The sequence below is a fragment of the Streptomyces formicae genome (assembly GCF_002556545.1).
Lineage (GTDB): Bacteria > Actinomycetota > Actinomycetes > Streptomycetales > Streptomycetaceae > Streptomyces > Streptomyces formicae_A.
The window spans coordinates 2,458,952-2,475,851 of sequence record NZ_CP022685.1; the positions used below are offsets into that span (position 1 = coordinate 2,458,952).

14 protein-coding genes are annotated in these 16,900 nt (G+C 70.0%); 2 read left to right on the forward strand and 12 right to left on the reverse strand.

What is annotated here, in order from left to right:
• Positions 1 to 39: 39 nt before the first annotated feature.
• Complete coding sequence (locus KY5_RS10325; RefSeq protein WP_234362684.1) at positions 40 to 2,406, forward strand: glycosyl hydrolase family 95 catalytic domain-containing protein; 2,367 nt, start codon at positions 40 to 42, stop codon at positions 2,404 to 2,406.
• A gap of 45 nt (positions 2,407 to 2,451) precedes the next feature.
• Here KY5_RS10325 and KY5_RS10330 read toward each other — a convergent pair whose 3' ends face one another.
• From KY5_RS10330 to KY5_RS10345, 4 genes are all read right to left on the reverse strand, one after another.
• Positions 2,452 to 2,919: a GNAT family N-acetyltransferase gene (locus tag KY5_RS10330; protein ID WP_098241950.1), complete on the reverse strand. Its 468-nt coding sequence runs from the start codon at positions 2,917 to 2,919 to the stop codon at positions 2,452 to 2,454.
• A complete protein-coding gene (locus KY5_RS10335) occupies positions 2,916 to 3,857 on the reverse strand; it encodes an RluA family pseudouridine synthase (protein ID WP_098241951.1) in 942 nt (313 codons plus the stop codon). The genes KY5_RS10330 and KY5_RS10335 overlap by 4 nt, the downstream gene beginning before the upstream one ends.
• 106 nt (positions 3,858 to 3,963) lie before the next feature.
• On the reverse strand, positions 3,964 to 4,707 hold the full coding sequence (lspA, locus tag KY5_RS10340; RefSeq protein ID WP_098241952.1) for a signal peptidase II: 744 nt from the start codon (positions 4,705 to 4,707) through the stop codon (positions 3,964 to 3,966).
• Positions 4,708 to 4,785: 78 nt separating this feature from the next.
• Positions 4,786 to 5,844: a TraR/DksA family transcriptional regulator gene (locus KY5_RS10345; protein ID WP_098241953.1), complete on the reverse strand. Its 1,059-nt coding sequence runs from the start codon at positions 5,842 to 5,844 to the stop codon at positions 4,786 to 4,788.
• A 590-nt stretch (positions 5,845 to 6,434) separates the two neighbouring features.
• Between KY5_RS10345 and ileS the strand changes: the two genes are divergently transcribed.
• Positions 6,435 to 9,566, forward strand: a complete 3,132-nt coding sequence (gene ileS, locus KY5_RS10355; protein WP_098241954.1) for an isoleucine--tRNA ligase — start codon at positions 6,435 to 6,437, stop codon at positions 9,564 to 9,566.
• Between the two features lie 201 nt (positions 9,567 to 9,767).
• Here ileS and KY5_RS10360 read toward each other — a convergent pair whose 3' ends face one another.
• From KY5_RS10360 to murG, 8 genes are all read right to left on the reverse strand, one after another.
• Positions 9,768 to 10,880, reverse strand: coding sequence for a DivIVA domain-containing protein (locus tag KY5_RS10360; RefSeq protein ID WP_098241955.1), 1,113 nt, complete (start codon positions 10,878 to 10,880; stop codon positions 9,768 to 9,770).
• Between the two features lie 46 nt (positions 10,881 to 10,926).
• Positions 10,927 to 11,217 (reverse strand): YggT family protein, encoded by a 291-nt coding sequence (locus KY5_RS10365; RefSeq protein ID WP_055548024.1) that lies wholly within the window; start codon positions 11,215 to 11,217, stop codon positions 10,927 to 10,929.
• Between the two features lie 68 nt (positions 11,218 to 11,285).
• A complete protein-coding gene (locus KY5_RS10370) occupies positions 11,286 to 11,921 on the reverse strand; it encodes a cell division protein SepF (RefSeq protein WP_098241956.1) in 636 nt (211 codons plus the stop codon).
• A gap of 124 nt (positions 11,922 to 12,045) precedes the next feature.
• The gene (locus tag KY5_RS10375) at positions 12,046 to 12,765 is read right to left on the reverse strand and encodes a YggS family pyridoxal phosphate-dependent enzyme (RefSeq protein ID WP_098241957.1); all 720 of its coding nucleotides are present in this window, start codon (positions 12,763 to 12,765) and stop codon (positions 12,046 to 12,048) included.
• A 6-nt stretch (positions 12,766 to 12,771) separates the two neighbouring features.
• Complete coding sequence (pgeF, locus tag KY5_RS10380) at positions 12,772 to 13,503, reverse strand: peptidoglycan editing factor PgeF (protein WP_098241958.1); 732 nt, start codon at positions 13,501 to 13,503, stop codon at positions 12,772 to 12,774.
• On the reverse strand, positions 13,500 to 14,720 hold the full coding sequence (gene ftsZ / locus KY5_RS10385) for a cell division protein FtsZ (protein ID WP_098241959.1): 1,221 nt from the start codon (positions 14,718 to 14,720) through the stop codon (positions 13,500 to 13,502). Before ftsZ ends, pgeF begins: the two co-directional genes overlap by 4 nt.
• A 275-nt stretch (positions 14,721 to 14,995) precedes the next feature.
• Positions 14,996 to 15,787, reverse strand: coding sequence for a cell division protein FtsQ/DivIB (locus KY5_RS10395; protein ID WP_098241960.1), 792 nt, complete (start codon positions 15,785 to 15,787; stop codon positions 14,996 to 14,998).
• Positions 15,788 to 15,801: 14 nt separating this feature from the next.
• Positions 15,802 to 16,896 carry an undecaprenyldiphospho-muramoylpentapeptide beta-N-acetylglucosaminyltransferase gene (gene murG, locus KY5_RS10400; RefSeq protein ID WP_098241961.1) on the reverse strand — a complete coding sequence of 365 codons (1,095 nt, stop codon included), beginning with the start codon at positions 16,894 to 16,896 and terminating at the stop codon, positions 15,802 to 15,804.
• Positions 16,897 to 16,900 lie beyond the last annotated feature (4 nt).

Here is a 16,900-nt window from a genome sequence, read left to right on the forward strand (position 1 = left end):
GAGCCCCTCTGTCGCCCTCTCCCGCAAGGAGCTCACCGCATGAACCGCCCCGAACACCGCCCCCTCTCCCGCAGACGCTTCGTCTCCACCGCCGCCGCGACCGCCGCGACCGCCACCGCGGGCACCGCCCTGTGGACCGCCTCCTCCGCCACCGCTTGGGCGGGCCCGTCCCCAACCTCCGCTGCGCACACGGCTGCTGACGACGGGGCCGACCCGTACGAGGCGGCGGTGCGGGCCGCCGCCATGGTGTGGCGGCGACTGCCGACCGGCTGGCAGGAAGGGCCCTTCCTCGCCAACGGCCTGCTCGGCGCCCAGCTGTACGCGGGCAGGACGGCGAACACCCTCAAGCTGATGCTGAGCCACACCCAGGTGCAGGACCAGCGCGGCCAGTGGCGCGGCGGCATCGGCTATTCGCGGCTGCCCATCGGGTACTTCACGTTGACTCTGCGCGGGAACATCACCTCCGTCGACTGGACACTGGACCTGTACGACGCCGAACTGCGCGGCACCGTGACCACCACCGCCGGCAGTGTGGCGTTCACGGCACTCGTGCAGAACGACAGCAGCGCGCTGCTCGTATCGACCAGGCCGAGCGCCGGAGAGGAGGACTCCGCCTGGACATTCCAATGGTTGCCCGCCGCGACCACCCGCACATCGGGGAAGCCCCCCGAGTACACCCCGAACCCGGACCCCGAGATCGGCGAGGGATCTGTTCGATACGTCCAGCAGCCCCTGCTCGCGGGCGGCGGCTGGACCACCGCGTGGCGCGAACGCCGCGACGGCACCGGCAGACTGCTCGCCGCGCACCTCGTCTACCGCCACCCCGGCGATGTGTCGCAAACGACCCGCGAGGCCCGCCGCGCCGTCGAGCGGACACTCTCGTCCGACCTCGACGAGCTGCTGACCCGGCACCGGAGCTGGTGGCACCGCTACTACCGGCGCAGTTTCCTGTCCGTACCGGACAAACGGCTGCAGTCCTTCTACCTCGCCCAGCTCTACAAGCTCGCCGCGTCGACCCGCTCCGGCGGCCCGACGATCTCCGAGTGGGGCCCCTGGTTCCCCGAGGTCGGCAACAACTGGACCGCCGTGTGGTGGAACCTCAACGTCCAGATCGGCATGGCGCCCATCCACGGCTCCAACCACCCCGAACTCGACTCGGTCACCAGCACGTTCGCGCGCTTCGAGAAGAACCTGCCGACCTCCGTCCCCGCCCCGTACCGCGACGGCGAGAGCTATGCGCTCGGCCACCCCTCCGACTGGCAGCTGCGCGCGGGCGACACCTACGACGTGGGCGCGCCGGGCAGCGGCCACGTCTCCGACAACTTCGGCAACCTGACCTGGGCCATGCACAACGTCTGGCAGGCCTACCAGCACTCCCTGGACAGGACGATCCTGCGCGACGTCCTCTTCCCCGTCCTCACCAGGGCGATCAACTTCTACGCGCACTTCCTGCACGAGGGCCCGGACGGCAAGCTGCACCTCCTGGAGACCCGCTCCCCCGAGTACGCGAACGCCGCCGACTGCACCTACGACCTGTCGCTGATCCGCTGGGGCGCCCGCACGCTCATCGAAGTGGCCCGCATCCTCAAGACCGACCATCCACGCGCGCGGGTGTGGCAGGACATCGCCACCCGTCTCACCCCCTACGCCGAGGACCCGGCGGACGGCGTGATGATCGGCAAGGGCGTCCCGCTCGCCGACTCGCACCGCCACCACTCGCACCTGCTGTGGCTCTACCCGCTCCGCGAGCGCACCTGGGACCGGCCCGCCGACCGTGACGTGATGCGGCGCAGCATGGCCCACTGGGTCTCGATGCAGCAGCTCTGGCACGGCTACAGCTACGCGACCGCGTCCTCCATGTACTCCGTCATGGACGAGCCGGAGAACGCCCTCGACAACCTGACGTTCTTCACCGACCTGAACGTCGTCGCGGACTGCGCGATGACGGCCAACACCATGTACCGGGAAGGGAAGAACTTCGCTCTGGAGAGCCCGCTCTCGGCCGCGCAGTCGATGCTCGACATGGCCGTGCAGGGACACGAGGGGGTGGTGAAGGTCTTCCCCTCGGTCTCCTCGCGCTGGCCCGACGCCTCCATCGCGTCGCTGCGCACGCCCGGCGCCTTCCTCGTCGACGCGGACCGCTCGGGGGGTGCGACGCGCTGGGTGCGGGTCCACAGCGAGGCCGGAGCCCCGCTGACGCTGCAGCACGGCATCACGGGCGAGATCACGGTGCGCGACCACCGCGGCCGTCTGCTGCCCTGGCGTGAGACGGCGCCGGGCAGGATCTCGGTGCGCCTGCCGCGCGGCGCGACCGCGCTGGTCACCCCGCGTGGTGGCAGGGCGCAGGAGGGACCGCGCGACGTCCCCTCCGCGGGCGCGTGGACACGCTGGGGGCTGCCTTCCTGACGCACTCCGTGACCGCTCCGACGGACGTCGGAGCGGTACACGCGGCTAGCCCAGGGACTTGCGCATCGCGCGGTGCGGAATGCCCGCATCCGGGAACTCGGGCCCGTACACCTCGTAGCCGAGGCGCTCGTAGAAGCCCAGGGCGTGCGTCTGCGCGTGCAGGTCCACCGCCGTCAAGCCACGCGCGCGTGCCGCGTCCTCGATCGCCCGCACCAGGGCCGCGCCGATGCCGAGCCCTCGTGCGGCCCGCGTCACCGCGAGTCGGCCGAGGGCGCCCACGCCCGCGTCGCCGCCGTTCTTCGCGGCGGCCGCGGCACCGGTGAGCAGCCGTCCCGTGCCCAGCGGCACGCCGTCGTCGCGGACGGCAAGGACGTGCACCGCCCTGGCGTCGTACTCGTCGTACTCGAGGTCTTCGGGCACCTGCTGCTCGGCCACGAAGACTTCCTTGCGGACCGCGAAGCAGGACTCCAGGTCCTCCGGGCTCTCCGCGACGCGAACGGCCGTGCCGCTCACGAGCTTTCCGCTCGCACCCGGTCGAGCGCCACCTGGAGGTCGTCCGGGTAGCCGCTCTCGTACTCCACCCACTGGCCGTCGCCCGGGTGCTCGAAGCCGAGCCTGACCGCGTGCAGCCACTGGCGGGTGAGGCCGAGCCGCTTGGCGAGGGTCGGGTCGGCGCCGTACGTCAGGTCGCCGACGCAAGGGTGTCGATGGGCCGACATGTGGACGCGGATCTGGTGCGTGCGCCCCGTCTCCAGCTTGATGTCGAGCAGGGAGGCCGCGCGGAAGGCCTCGATGAGGTCGTAGTGCGTCACGGAGGGCTTGCCCTCGGCCGTGACCGCCCACTTGTAGTCGTGGTTCGGGTGCCGGCCGATGGGAGCGTCGATCGTACCGCTCATCGGGTCGGGGTGGCCCTGGACCAGCGCGTTGTAGCGCTTGTCGACCGTGCGCTCCTTGAACTGGCGCTTCAGTGACGTGTACGCGCGCTCGGACTTGGCGACCACCATCAGCCCCGACGTACCGACGTCGAGGCGGTGCACGATGCCCTGGCGCTCCGCGGCTCCGGAGGTGGAGATCCGGTACCCGGCCGCCGCGAGGCCGCCGATCACGGTCGTCCCCGTCCAGCCCGGGCTCGGGTGAGCGGCGACGCCGACCGGCTTGACGATCACGACGATGTCGTCGTCGTCATGCACGATCTCCATGCCCTCGACGGGCTCCGCGACGATCTGCACCGGAGCGGGCGCCTGCGGCATCTCCACTTCCAGCCAGGCGCCGCCGTGCACCCGCTCGGACTTGCCGACCACCGAGCCGTCGACCGAGACCTTCCCCGCCGCGGCGAGCTCGGCGGCCTTCGTACGGGAAAACCCGAACATGCGCGAGATGGCGGCGTCGACGCGCTCGCCCTCAAGGCCATCCGGGACGGGCAGGGTACGGATCTCGGGAATCGTGCTCACCCATTGAGTATGCAGGAGCCCACCGACACTCCCGCACCACAGGCTCCCGCGCTCCCGGCACGGCAGGCCCCCGCCGGGAGCCTCCACAGCCCCTGTGGCAGGAGCCTCAGTCCTTGTGGACGGTCCCGTCGGGGTCCAGACCCCGGAAGGACAGCAGCACGATCAGGATGCCGCCGCAGACGATCGCCGAGTCGGCGAGGTTGAAGACCGCGAAGCCCTTGGGGGCGATGAAGTCGACCACCGCGCCCTCGAAGACGCCGGGCGAGCGGAAGAGGCGGTCCGTGAGGTTGCCGAGGGCTCCGCCGAGCAACAGGCCGAGCGCGATCGCCCACGGCAGGCTGTAGAGCTTGCGGGCGAGCCTGGCGATCACCACGATGACGCCCGCGGCGATGCAGGTGAAGATCACCGTGAAGGCCTCGCCGAACCCGAAGGCGGCGCCCGCGTTCCGGATCGCGTTGAACCGGAGCCAGTCACCGATCACGTCGATCGGCTCGTGGTGTTCCAGCTTGGCGACCACGATCATCTTGCTGATCAGGTCCAGGGCGTACGCGAAGACGGCCACCGCGAACAGCACGGCGATCTTCCGCTTTCCCTTGTCCTTCGGCCCGTCCGCCTCCGCACCGTCCGCCGCATCGCCGGACGTGCCCGCCGCCGCGCCTTTGGACTCCCCCTCGGACCCGTCGGACCCCTCGGACGCCCCCTTGGCGTCCGTGGCGTCCTTGGCGCCGTCGGACTCCGCGGCGGGCTCAGCCGCCGCGGCCGCGTCCGAGCCGGGAACGGACCGCTCCGGCTCGGCCCCAGCCGCCTCAGGGATGTCCGGCGTACCGATGATGCGCTCCGCCTCTGCCACGTGAGTCCCTCAACCTAGGTACCTGACTGGGGACGAGCGTACGGCACACGCGTACGGCCCCAAGCGCCCAGGCCGCACTCAGTAGCGCCGCTCCTCCTTCTGCTTGCACTCCACGCACAGGGTCGCGCGCGGGAAGGCCTGCATCCGCGCCTTGCCGATCGGGTTGCCGCAGTTCTCGCAGAGCCCGTACGTCCCCGCGTCGAGCCGCTCCAGGGCGCGCTCGGTCTGTTCGAGCATCTCGCGCGCGTTGGCGGCGAGGGACATCTCGTGCTCGCGCGTGATGTTCTTCGTGCCGGTGTCCGCGTCGTCGTCGCCCGCCCCATCTCCGGAGTCCCGCATCAGACCGGCCAGGGACTCCTCAGACGAGGCGATCTCGCTGCCGAGCCGCAGCGCCTCGCTCTGGAGCTCGGCGCGGGCCTCCTCGACCTCGTCCGGGGTCCAGGGGTCCTCGCCGGGGCGCACCGCCAGCTCGCCGGGCTCCACGGCGGCGGCGCGCGCCTTGGGCACCGCCGTCGGCTTCTTCGCTGCGGTCGCCGTGCCCGGAGTCTTCTTCGCAACCACCGTCGTGGCTCCCGTCGTCTCCGCGGCCTCAGCCGCACCTTCGGCCACGGACGCGGCCGTCTTCTTCGCCGTGCTCTTCTTCGCCGTGCTCTTGTGCGTGGTGCTCTTCTTGGCGGCCGTCTTCTTGGCAGCCCCCTTCTTCGCAGGGGCGGCCTTCTTGGCAGCGCTCTCAGGAGTGTCGTCGACCGCGCTCTCCGGAGCCACCGCCTCGCTCTCGGCCGTCTTCTTGGCAACGGCCTTCTTGGCCCCTGCCTTCTTGGCAGCGGCCTTCTTCGCCGGGGCCTCCTCAGGCACCGCCTTCTTCGCAGCCGCCTTCTTCGCGGCCGCCTTCTCGGCGACGGTCTTCTTGGCGACGCTCTTCTTCGCCGCCGCCTTGGGCGCCGATGGCTCCGCCCCCTCCTCCGAGGACGCCTTCGCCGTCGCGGTCGCACGCGTGCCGTGCGCGCCACCCGTCGGGTGCGCGCCATTGGCTCCGTGCGCGCTCTTCTTTCCGCTCACGTCCTTGGCCGTCGCCGCGGCCGCGCCTGTGGATCTGCCGGACGCCGACTGCTGTACGGCGGTCTTCTTCGCCACCATGGCCGCGGCCCCTTCACATATTGTGATCTTGCTCGCGAATCGTGCTGGGACGATAAATCGACTTCAGGCCCGCGGCAACGGGGCACGCCGCCAGATTCGCCGGCCCCACGGGTGCGGCGCGGCGAGTCTGCATGCGTTGTGCCCAACTCCCTGCCGGGTAATCCGCAGGCCGGGGCACGTCCGGATCCGCTCCGTCCGCGTCTGGCCATTCGGGTCACTCGGCGCGCGTGGACCCGCGCCCCGGAGGGCTCCCGGAAAACCGGTCGGCCGCCCCCGTCCGGGCGCCGTACACTGGGCGACAGCGAGAAGCGTGGATGGGGACGAGTAGCGGCGTACGCAGCCATGAGCGACCCGGGGACGGTGTGAGCCCGGGGGCCAGCGCGACGTGAAGATCACCCCGGAGCCGCCGGAAGAAAGCCGACGCCCTCAGCGAAGGCGAGTAGACCCGGTATCGCGACCCCAATGAGGGGGCTCACCGGCACAGACCCCGTTCCGGAGAGCCAAGGAGGGTGGTACCGCGGGAGCGCGCCTGACAGGGCGTGACGACTCTCGTCCCTCCGACGGAAGGCAGCACATCCGCCGGAGGATCGATGACGCAGTACCGCCAGGTGCCCGCCCAGGTCGACCTGCCCGCCCTCGAGCACGCCGTGCTCGACTTCTGGCGCGAGCAGCAGATCTTCGCCAAGAGCCTCGAGCAGTCCGAGGGCCGCCCCGAGTGGGTGTTCTACGAGGGCCCGCCGACCGCCAACGGCATGCCGGGCGCCCACCACATCGAGGCCCGCGTCTTCAAGGACGTCTTCCCCCGCTTCCGCACCATGCGCGGCTACCACGTGGCCCGCAAGGCCGGCTGGGACTGCCACGGCCTGCCGGTGGAGCTCGCGGTCGAGAAGGAGCTCGGGTTCAACGGCAAGAAGGACATCGAGGCGTACGGCATCGCCGAGTTCAACGCCAAGTGCCGCGAGTCCGTGACCCGGCACACCGACGCCTTCGCCGCGCTCACGACCCGCATGGGGTACTGGACCGACCTCGACGGCGCCTACCGCACCATGAACCCCGAGTACATCGACTCGGTCTGGTGGTCCCTGAAGGAGATCTTCAACAAGGACCTCCTGGTCCAGGACCACCGCGTCGCCCCCTGGTGCCCCCGTTGCGGCACGGGCCTCTCGGACCACGAGCTGGCGCAGGGCTACGAGACGGTCGTCGACCCCTCCGTCTACGTCCGGTTCCCGCTCACCTCGGGGCCCCTCGCGGGCGAGGCCGCCCTCCTGGTCTGGACGACGACCCCCTGGACCCTGGTCTCCAACACCGCCGTCGCCGCGCACCCCGACGTCACGTACGTCGTCGCGACCAACGGCGAGGAGAAGGTCGTCGTCGCCCAGCCCCTCGTGGAGAAGGCCCTCGGCGAGGAGTGGAAGACCACCGGCGAGTCCTTCACCGGTGCCGAGATGGAGCGCTGGACCTACCAACGCCCCTTCGAGCTGGTGGAGTTCCCCGCTGCGGCGCACTTCGTGGTCAACGCGGAGTACGTCACGACGGAGGACGGTACGGGTCTGGTCCACCAGTCCCCCGCCTTCGGTGAGGACGACCTCAAGGTCTGCCGGGCGTACGGCCTCCCCGTGGTGAACCCGGTCCGCCCCGACGGCACCTTCGAAGAGGACGTACCGCTCGTCGGCGGTGTCTTCTTCAAGAAGGCGGACGAAAAGCTGACCGAGGACCTCCAGGACCGCGGCCTGCTCTTCCGGCACACCCCGTACGAGCACAGCTACCCGCACTGCTGGCGCTGCCACACGGCGCTCCTCTACTACGCGCAGCCGTCCTGGTACATCCGCACCACGGCGATCAAGGACCGTCTCCTCCAGGAGAACGAGAAGACCAACTGGTTCCCGGACTCGGTCAAGAACGGCCGCTTCGGCGACTGGCTGAACAACAACGTGGACTGGGCGCTCTCCCGCAACCGCTACTGGGGCACCCCGCTTCCCCTGTGGCGCTGCGAGAACGACCACCTCACCTGCGTCGGCTCGCGCGCCGAGCTCAGCGACCTCACGGGCACCGACCAGTCCGAGCTCGACCCGCACCGCCCGTTCATCGACGCGGTCACCTTCCCCTGCCCGACCTGCCAGGAGACGGCCACGCGCGTCCCCGAGGTCATCGACGCCTGGTACGACTCGGGCTCGATGCCGTTCGCGCAGTGGGGATACCCGTACAAGAACAAGGAGCTCTTCGAGAGCCGCTACCCGGCGCAGTTCATCTCGGAGGCCATCGACCAGACCCGCGGCTGGTTCTACACGCTCATGGCCGTGGGCACCCTGGTCTTCGACGAGTCGTCCTACGAGAACGTGGTCTGCCTGGGCCACATCCTCGCCGAGGACGGCCGCAAGATGTCCAAGCACCTGGGCAACACCCTGGACCCGATCCCGCTCATGGACCAGCACGGCGCCGACGCGGTGCGCTGGTTCATGGCCGCGGGCGGCTCCCCGTGGGCGGCACGCCGCGTGGGCCACGGCACCATCCAGGAGGTCGTCCGCAAGACGCTCCTCACGTACTGGAACACGGTCGCCTTCCAGGCGCTCTACGCCCGTACGTCGAAGTGGGCCCCCAGTGACGCCGACCCGGCGCCCGCGGAGCGCCCGCTCCTGGACCGCTGGCTCCTCAGCGAGCTGCACGCCCTCACCGACCAGGTCACCCAGGCCCTGGACAGCTACGACACGCAGCGCGCGGGCAAGCTCCTGTCGGTCTTCGTCGACAACCTCTCCAACTGGTACGTGCGCCGCTCCCGCCGCCGCTTCTGGCAGGGCGACAAGGCGGCCCTGCGGACCCTGCACGAGGTCGTCGAGACGATCACGAAGCTGATGGCCCCGCTGACGCCGTTCATCGCCGAGCGCGTCTGGCAGGACCTGATCGTGCCGGTCACCCCGGACGCCCCGGAGTCCGTGCACCTTGCCTCGTGGCCGGAGGCGGACCTCTCCGCCATCGACCCGCAACTGTCCAAGGAGATGGTGCTCGTCCGCCGTCTGGTCGAGCTCGGCCGGGCCACGCGCGCGGAGTCGGGCGTCAAGACGCGCCAGCCGCTGTCGCGCGCTCTGGTCGCGGCGTCCGGCTTCGACACGCTCAACCCGGAGCTGCACGCCCAGATCACCGAGGAGCTCAATGTCTCCTCGCTGGCGTCGCTCTCCGAAGTTGGCGGTTCCCTGGTCGACACGACCGCCAAGGCGAACTTCCGCGCCCTGGGCAAGCGTTTCGGCAAGGGCGTCCAGGCGGTCGCCAAGGCCGTCGCCGAGGCCGACGCGGCCGCGCTCTCCCTGGCGCTGCGCGAGGGCACGGCGTCCGTCGAGGTCGACGGCGAGAAGGTCACGCTGGCCCCGGACGAGGTCATCATCACGGAGACCCCGCGCGAGGGCTGGTCGGTGGCGTCCGACTCCGGTGCCACGGTCGCGCTCGACCTGGAGATCACCGAGGAGCTGCGGCTCGCCGGTCTCGCCCGTGACGCGATCCGCCTGATCCAGGAGGCCCGCAAGAACAGCGGCCTGGACGTGGCGGACCGGATCGCCCTGCGCTGGACCGCCACGGACCCGGCGGTCATCACCGCCCTGTCCGACCACTCCGAGCTCATCTCGGACGAGGTCCTCGCCACGGACTTCGCTCAGGGCGAGGCGGACGACACCTTCGGGCAGCCGTTCACCGACGACTCCCTGAAGCTGACGTTCCGCCTCCGCAAGGCGTAGAGGTACGCATAGCCGTACGAAGGCCCGGTCCCGCCAAAGATCTTGGCGGGACCGGGCCTTCGGCGTTGCGTACCCACGCACAGATGAACGTTTCTGCACCAGCGCCCCGGCCGGAGAAGGGGACACAAAAGGGCCGGGCCCCCAGAAGATCTGGGGGCCCGGCCCTGAACGCTGCCGACGCCTACGGCGTGGTATCGCCCGTCAGTTGTCGTCCTCGTCGATGAGGAAGCCACGCATCGGCGACGGAGCCTGCTGCATCGGAGCCGGGCCCTGCGGCCGCACCGGTGCCATCGGCTGGGTCATCGCCGGGGACATCTGCTGCTGGCCGCCGTAGGACGGACCACCGGTGGGCTGGTTGTTGCCGCCCATCGACTGGTTGCCGCCGTAGGACGGGGCACCCGCGCCGGCCGGAGCCATCGAAGGCGCCGGGGACGGCGGCAGCGAGGCGGTGGCCGGAGTGCGCGGCGGGGCCAGCGAGTCGTCGGCCTGGGTCTCCAGCTGACGCAGCTGCGACTCCAGGTAGGACTTCAGACGCGTGCGGTACTCGCGCTCGAAGCCGCGCAGGTCCTCGACCTTGCGCTCCAGCGTGGCGCGGGCGGACTCCAGGGAGCCCATCGCGACGCGGTGCTTCTCCTGCGCGTCCCGCTCCAGGGCGTCGGCCTTGGCACGGGCGTCACGCTCGAGGCCCTCGGCGCGCGAACGGGCCTCGCCGACGATCTTGTTGGCCTCGGAACGGGCCTCCGCGATCGCCTGGTCAGCGGTCTGCTGCGCGAGGGAGAGGACACGGGCGGCGCTGTCGCCACCGGGGCCCTGACCGGGCTGCGGCATCTGCGGACCATGGCCGCCCATGGGACCGCCCATCGGGCCACCCATCGAACCCTGACCCATCGGACCCTGACCCATCGGGCCGGGACCCTGCGGACCGCCCTGCGGGCCGTGCCCACTGGGGCCTGCGGGCAGTTGCGGCGCACCACCCGGCAGCTGCGGCGGGCCGCCCATCGGGCCGCCCATCTGCTGCTGCTGCGGCGGGACCGGCTGCGGACCCGATATTGCGGCAGGCACGGGGGCGCCGGGACCACGCTGGTCCTGGGGCCCGTCGGGGCCCTTGCGCATTCCGCCCTGCTGCTGGTTCTGCGCGGCGGCACGGGTGGCCGCGGCCAGCTTGGCGCGCAGGTCCTCGTTCTCGCGGAGCAGGCGGGTCAGTTCGGCTTCGACCTCATCGAGGAAGGCATCGACCTCGTCCTCGTCATAGCCTTCTCGGAGGCGGACGGTCGTGAACTGCTTGTTCCGCACGTCCTCGGGGGTCAACGGCATCTCTTCACCTCAACGTAGTCGTCGGCATTCGGCAAGACCGTATCGTTCACACCAACACCGACCTCACAATGGTGATCAGGATGTAGACGATGATCATCAATACGAAGAAGGACAGGTCGAGCGCCACGCCCCCGAGACGCAGCGGCGGAATGAACCGCCGCAGAAGCTTGAGCGGTGGATCAGTGACAGTGTAGGTGGCCTCCAGAACGACCACCATCGCCTTGCCGGGTTGCCATGAGCGGGCGAACTGGAAGACGTAGTCCATGACCAACCGGAAGATCAGCACGATGAGGAAACACATCAACGCGATGTAGAGCACCTGTCCAACAACGCCCATCTTCGCGCTTCCCTCTCCCCATGCTTCTGTGCTACTCGATCCGGTACTGCTACTGCGTCACTTGCGTCTCAGCTCTGGTTGAAGAACCCGCCCTCTGCGATGCGAGCCTTGTCCTCCGCCGTTACATCGACGTTAGCAGGCGACAACAGGAACACCTTCTGCGTCACTCGCTCAATGCTGCCATGCAGACCGAAGACCAGACCGGCGGCAAAGTCGACAAGTCGCTTCGCGTCCGTGTCGTCCATCTCCGTCAGATTCATGATCACCGGAGTGCCCTCACGGAAGTGTTCCCCGATGGTACGGGCCTCGTTGTAGGTCCGCGGGTGCAATGTGGTGATGCGGTAGGGCTCCCGCTCGGACACGACCTTGGGCATGATCACCGGTGCGTTCTTCTCCAGGCTCTGGCGTTCAGGTGTGATTGATGCCACGGGGGCGATTCGTGCCGGACGTCCCGATTCCGCGGCCAGCGAGGCGGAATGGGCGGCCGGTTCGCGCTGGGCGGGCGGCTGCACCACTCGTACCGATTCGTCCCGTTGGGACTGATGGGACTGGTGCGCCTGATGTGGCGGTTCGTGCCGCCTGCGCTCCCGCTCGGGCTCCGGCTCGGGTTCGAACTCGTCATCGGGGTCGAACCCCGGACCGTCGTACCCATCGTCCTCCACGAGGCCGAGGTAGACCGCCATCTTGCGCATCGCGCCGGCCATGCTCTGAGTCCTCCGCTCTGTGGTGGATCGGCTGTCGTCACCAACTGCCCGCGATCCACGAGGTATCCCCGCCCAACAGCGAGAATGACCATATTTTCTGCTGTGGTCCGACTTCTTGGCGACGTTACCCGAGCCCGGGTCGGACTCCGAGTACCGCCGTACCGACGCGCACATGTGTCGCCCCGGCCGCAACGGCCTGTTCGAGGTCCGCACTCATCCCTGCCGACACCATGTTCGCAGCAGGATGAGCCGCGCGCATGAGGGTTGCGAATTCCATCAACCGCTCGAACGCCGCCTGTTGCCGTCCCGCGTACGGTCCGGTGAGCGGTGCGACGGTCATCAGACCATCGATCCGCAGCCCCGGTGCCCCGGCCACGAGATCGGCCAACTCTTCGATTCCGCCGGGTCCTACGCCCCCGCGCTCGCCCCGGCCGTTCTCCTCGGCGTCGAGCGCGACCTGGATCAGGCAGCCGAGCTCGCGCTCCGCGCGGACCGCTTCCTTCGACAAAGCTGTGACGAGCTTGGGACGGTCCACAGACTGCACCACATCGGCATAACCGACCACGGAACGCACCTTGTTGGTCTGGAGTTGACCGACGAAGTGCCAGGTAAGGGGAAGATCGGCGCATTCCGCGGCCTTCGGCGCCGCGTCCTGGTCGCGGTTCTCCGCGACGTGACGCACACCGAGTTCCGACAGGATCCGCACATCGCTCGCGGGGTAGGTCTTCGTGACCACGATCAGGGTCACTTCTTCCCGCTTGCGCCCGGCCGCCGCGCACGCCGCGGCGATGCGCTCCTCGACCGCCGCCAGATTGGCCGCGAGTTCAGACTTTCGGTCCGTCATGCCTTATCAGTCCAGCCAGACATAGCCCGCGAGACGACCGGTGGTGCGGTCGCGGCGGTACGAGAAGTGGTCTCCGGATTCCAGCGTGCACACCGGCGACTGCTCCCGGTCGCGCACGCCGATCCTTTCGAGCTGCGCGTGCACGCCCGCCGTCACGTCGACCGCGGGCGTACCCCAGCTCGTTTCGGCGTACGCCGCGGGCTCGACGGCGGCCACGTCGGCGCGCATCGCGTCCGGCACTTCGTAACAGCGCCCGCAGACGGCGGGTCCCGTCCGGGCGACGATGCGGGCCGGGTCCGCGCCGAGTTCCACCATGGCCTCGACGGCTGCGGGCACGACGCCCGCCACCATGCCGGGGCGCCCGGCGTGTGCCGCGGCCGCGACCTTGGCGACCGGATCGGCGAGCAGGACGGGCGTGCAGTCGGCGGTGAGGACGGCGAGGGCGAGCCCCCTACGGGCGGTCACCACCGCGTCGACGGCGGGGGTTTCGGTGTCGGATCCCCAGGGCCCGTCGACCACGGCGACGTCGCGGCCGTGCACCTGGCGCATCCAGACCGTCCTGGTCGGGTCGATGCCCAGCGACTTGGCGGCAAGAGCGCGGTTGGTGAGCACGGCCTCGGCGTCGTCGCCCACCGCCCCGCCGAGATTGAGCTCCTCGTACGGAACGGCGCTCACTCCGCCCCACCTGTCGGTGAAGGCGAAGTGCGCGCCGCTCTCGGTGCTGTGCTTGCTTATCACTTCAAGAAGTCCGGCACGTCCAGCTCTTCGGCCTGGCTGTCCTGGTAGGGACGGGCCGGCGGAACCTGCGGCGGCGTCGCGGGCGCGGACGGGGCCTCGCCCGCCGGGGCCGCTTCCGCGGGCTCCGGGGTCGCGGGCTCCTCGCGCGGCGTGACGCTGCCGAGGCCGCCGAAGGCCGGGCGGGAGGATTCGGCGGGCCGGGAGGCCGGTGCCGGTTCCTCGCGCTTGGCGGACGCCGAGCCAAGGACGGTGTCCCGCTTGGACGGTGGCTGTCCGCCGTCGAAGCCGGCCGCGATGACGGTGACCCTGACCTCGTCACCCAGGGCGTCGTCGATGACGGCACCGAAGATGATGTTGGCCTCGGGGTGTGCGGCCTCGCTGACCAGCTGGGCCGCCTCGTTGATCTCGAACAGACCGAGGTCGGAGCCGCCGGAGATGGAGAGCAGCACGCCGCGCGCTCCGTCGATGGACGCTTCGAGGAGCGGCGAGGAGATCGCCATCTCCGCGGCGGCCACCGCGCGGTCGTCGCCGCGGGCCGAGCCGATGCCCATGAGCGCCGAACCGGCCTCGGACATGACCGACTTGACGTCGGCGAAGTCGAGGTTGATCAGGCCGGGCGTGGTGATGAGGTCGGTGATGCCCTGCACACCGGAGAGCAGGACCTGGTCCGCCGACTTGAAGGCGTCGAGGACGGATACCTGGCGGTCCGAGATGGACAGGAGCCGGTCGTTGGGGATGACGATGAGGGTGTCGACCTCTTCGCGCAGCTCCGCGATGCCGTCCTCGGCCTGGTTGGCGCGGCGCCGGCCCTCGAAGGTGAACGGCCGGGTGACCACACCGATGGTGAGGGCGCCCAGCGAGCGCGCGATGTTGGCGACGACGGGGGCGCCGCCCGTGCCGGTGCCGCCGCCTTCGCCGGCGGTGACGAAGACCATGTCGGCCCCCTTGAGGACCTCCTCGATCTCCTCGCGGTGGTCCTCTGCGGCCTTGCGGCCGACGGCCGGGTTGGCGCCGGCGCCGAGGCCGCGGGTGAGTTCACGGCCGACGTCGAGCTTGACGTCGGCGTCGCTCATCAACAGGGCTTGCGCGTCGGTGTTGATGGCGATGAACTCGACGCCCTTGAGACCGACCTCGATCATCCGGTTGATGGCATTGACACCACCGCCGCCGACACCGATGACTTTGATGACTGCGAGGTAGTTCTGCGGTGCTGCCACGTCGAAGGCCTCTCGCCTCGAGTTACGTGTCGCCGTTTCGCATCGATGCGAGGCGGCGACTGATGCCGAATGGGACGGTCCGAACGCCGACCCGAACCCTAACGCTGAAGTTTAGGGTTACCAGTGTGTCTGTTCCCTGGACTCTTCCGAACAGGACACTAAGTCGACAAGTGGCGCACGTTCAACGAACACGCCGAACCTCCCGTTTTTCTTTTCACCCTATGTGATCAGCCATAGCGATGCCGAACCAGGGTGCTGGCCTGCGGTGATGCACGTCAACTCCCCGACGAGGCCGGGGCGGTGGGGACGCTCACGTCGAAGTGCCGTGCCTTGGGCGTCGTTTTCATCAGGGCGAGGAGAGCGGAGGCTTTCGCCCGCCCCTTCTCGCCACTGCCCCACGCGACGTCACGCCCGCCGCTCAACTCCAGCGAGATGGAGTCGTACGAACGGACCTTGACGTTCCGAGTGTCCTTGGCCACCGCTTCGGGCAGGTCACCGGCGACCCGCACGGCCTCGCGCAGCAGCCGGTCGGGGCCGAACCTGCGCAGGCTGGCCGCGCCGTTCTCGTGATCCGGCGTCAATTCGAGATGCGGTACGCCCTTCGGCGCGCGCTCGACCGTGTCGAATCGCACTCCCTTGGCGTCCACTTCGACGAACTTTCCGCCCTTTTCGATGAGGAGAACCGGCTTACGTTCCGTCACTTTGAGGCCGATTCCGTGCGGCCAGGACCGCACGACGTCAACCGAGTCAATTCGGGGCAATTTCGAGCGCAGCCGGCCCTCAAGGGCGTCCGTATCGACCGAAATCAGTGGGTCCCCCACGGGGGCGTCCGCCGCCTCGCGGACCTCTTCCGGGGTCAGCACCCGGGTGCCGGAGATGGTCACGCGCTCCAGACGCAGCCACTGGGAGCCGTACAGCACCCAGACGCCGCCCCCGGTGAGGAGGAGGGCGAGCACCAGGGCCACGATCAGGAGGCGCGTGCGCGGCACGCGCATCCTCCGGACGCGCGGCGGGCGGGGCGGGCCGGACTTCTTCTGCTGCCGTTCGGCGGTGGTCGGTCCGGCCACGGTCCCCTGCCTTCTCACGCGTTACGGCGTGACGCAATCGCCTCGTACACCATGCCGACGAGCAGCTCGTCGGCGTCCCTGCGGCCGAACTCCGAGGCGGCGCGGGACATCTCGTACAGCCGATGCGGATCGGCGAGCACGGGCAGGACGTTGCCCTGGACCCATTCGGGCGTCAGTTCCGCGTCGTCGACCAGCAGTCCGCCGCCCGCCTTGACCACCGGCTGGGCGTTGAGCCGCTGTTCGCCGTTGCCGATCGGCAGCGGGACGTAGGCGGCGGGGAGCCCGACGGCGGAGAGTTCGGCCACGGTCATCGCGCCCGCGCGGCAGAGCATCATGTCGGCAGCGGCGTACGCGAGGTCCATCCGGTCCACGTACGGTACCGGGATGTAAGGGGGCATCCCCGGCATCTGCTGCACCTGCGGCAATTCGTTCTTCGGACCGACCGCGTGCAGGATCTGGATGCCCGCGCGCTGGAGCACGGGAGCGACCTGCTGGACGACCTCGTTGAGCCGCCGCGCGCCCTGCGAACCGCCGGAGACGAGCAGGGTCGGCAGGTTGGGGTCGAGGCCGAAGGCGGCGCGCGCCTCCGGGCGGACCCTGGCCCGGTCGAGGGTGGCGATGGTGTGCCGCAACGGGATGCCGATGTAGCGGGAGTTGCGCAGCTTGCTGTCGGGGGTGGCGACGGCCACCCCGGACGCGTACCGCGAACCGATCTTGTTGGCGAGCCCGGGGCGCGCGTTGGCCTCGTGCACGACGATCGGCGTCCCGGTCCGCTTGGCGGCCAGGTAGCCGGGCAGCGCGACGTAGCCGCCGAAGCCGACCACGCAGTCCGCCTTGGTGCGCTCCAGGATCTGCTCGGCCGCCTTGATGGTGCCGCGCAGCCGTCCCGGGACGGTGATCAGCTCAGGGGTGGGCTTACGCGGCAGGGGTACGGCCGGGATCAGCGCGAGTTCGTAGCCCCGCTCGGGTACGAGCCGGGTCTCGAGTCCACGCTCCGTGCCCAGGGCCGTGATGCCCACGGTCGGGTCCTGCCTCCGCAGGGCGTCCGCGAGGGCGAGCGCGGGCTCGATGTGGCCGGCGGTCCCCCCACCGGCGAGTACGACATGCACCGAA

Excerpts from the sequence above, each read along its gene's own strand:
- KY5_RS10370 (WP_098241956.1), bottom strand. The coding sequence starts at position 11,921 with ATGGCCGGCGCGATGCGCAAGATGGCGGTCTACCTCGGCCTCGTGGAG.
- KY5_RS10365 (WP_055548024.1), bottom strand. The coding sequence starts at position 11,217 with ATGGGCGTTGTTGGACAGGTGCTCTACATCGCGTTGATGTGTTTCCTC.
- KY5_RS10325 (WP_234362684.1), top strand. The coding sequence starts at position 40 with ATGAACCGCCCCGAACACCGCCCCCTCTCCCGCAGACGCTTCGTCTCC.
- KY5_RS10375 (WP_098241957.1), bottom strand. The coding sequence starts at position 12,765 with ATGACGGACCGAAAGTCTGAACTCGCGGCCAATCTGGCGGCGGTCGAG.
- ileS (WP_098241954.1), top strand. The coding sequence starts at position 6,435 with ATGACGCAGTACCGCCAGGTGCCCGCCCAGGTCGACCTGCCCGCCCTC.
- KY5_RS10360 (WP_098241955.1), bottom strand. The coding sequence starts at position 10,880 with ATGCCGTTGACCCCCGAGGACGTGCGGAACAAGCAGTTCACGACCGTC.
- KY5_RS10345 (WP_098241953.1), bottom strand. The coding sequence starts at position 5,844 with ATGGTGGCGAAGAAGACCGCCGTACAGCAGTCGGCGTCCGGCAGATCC.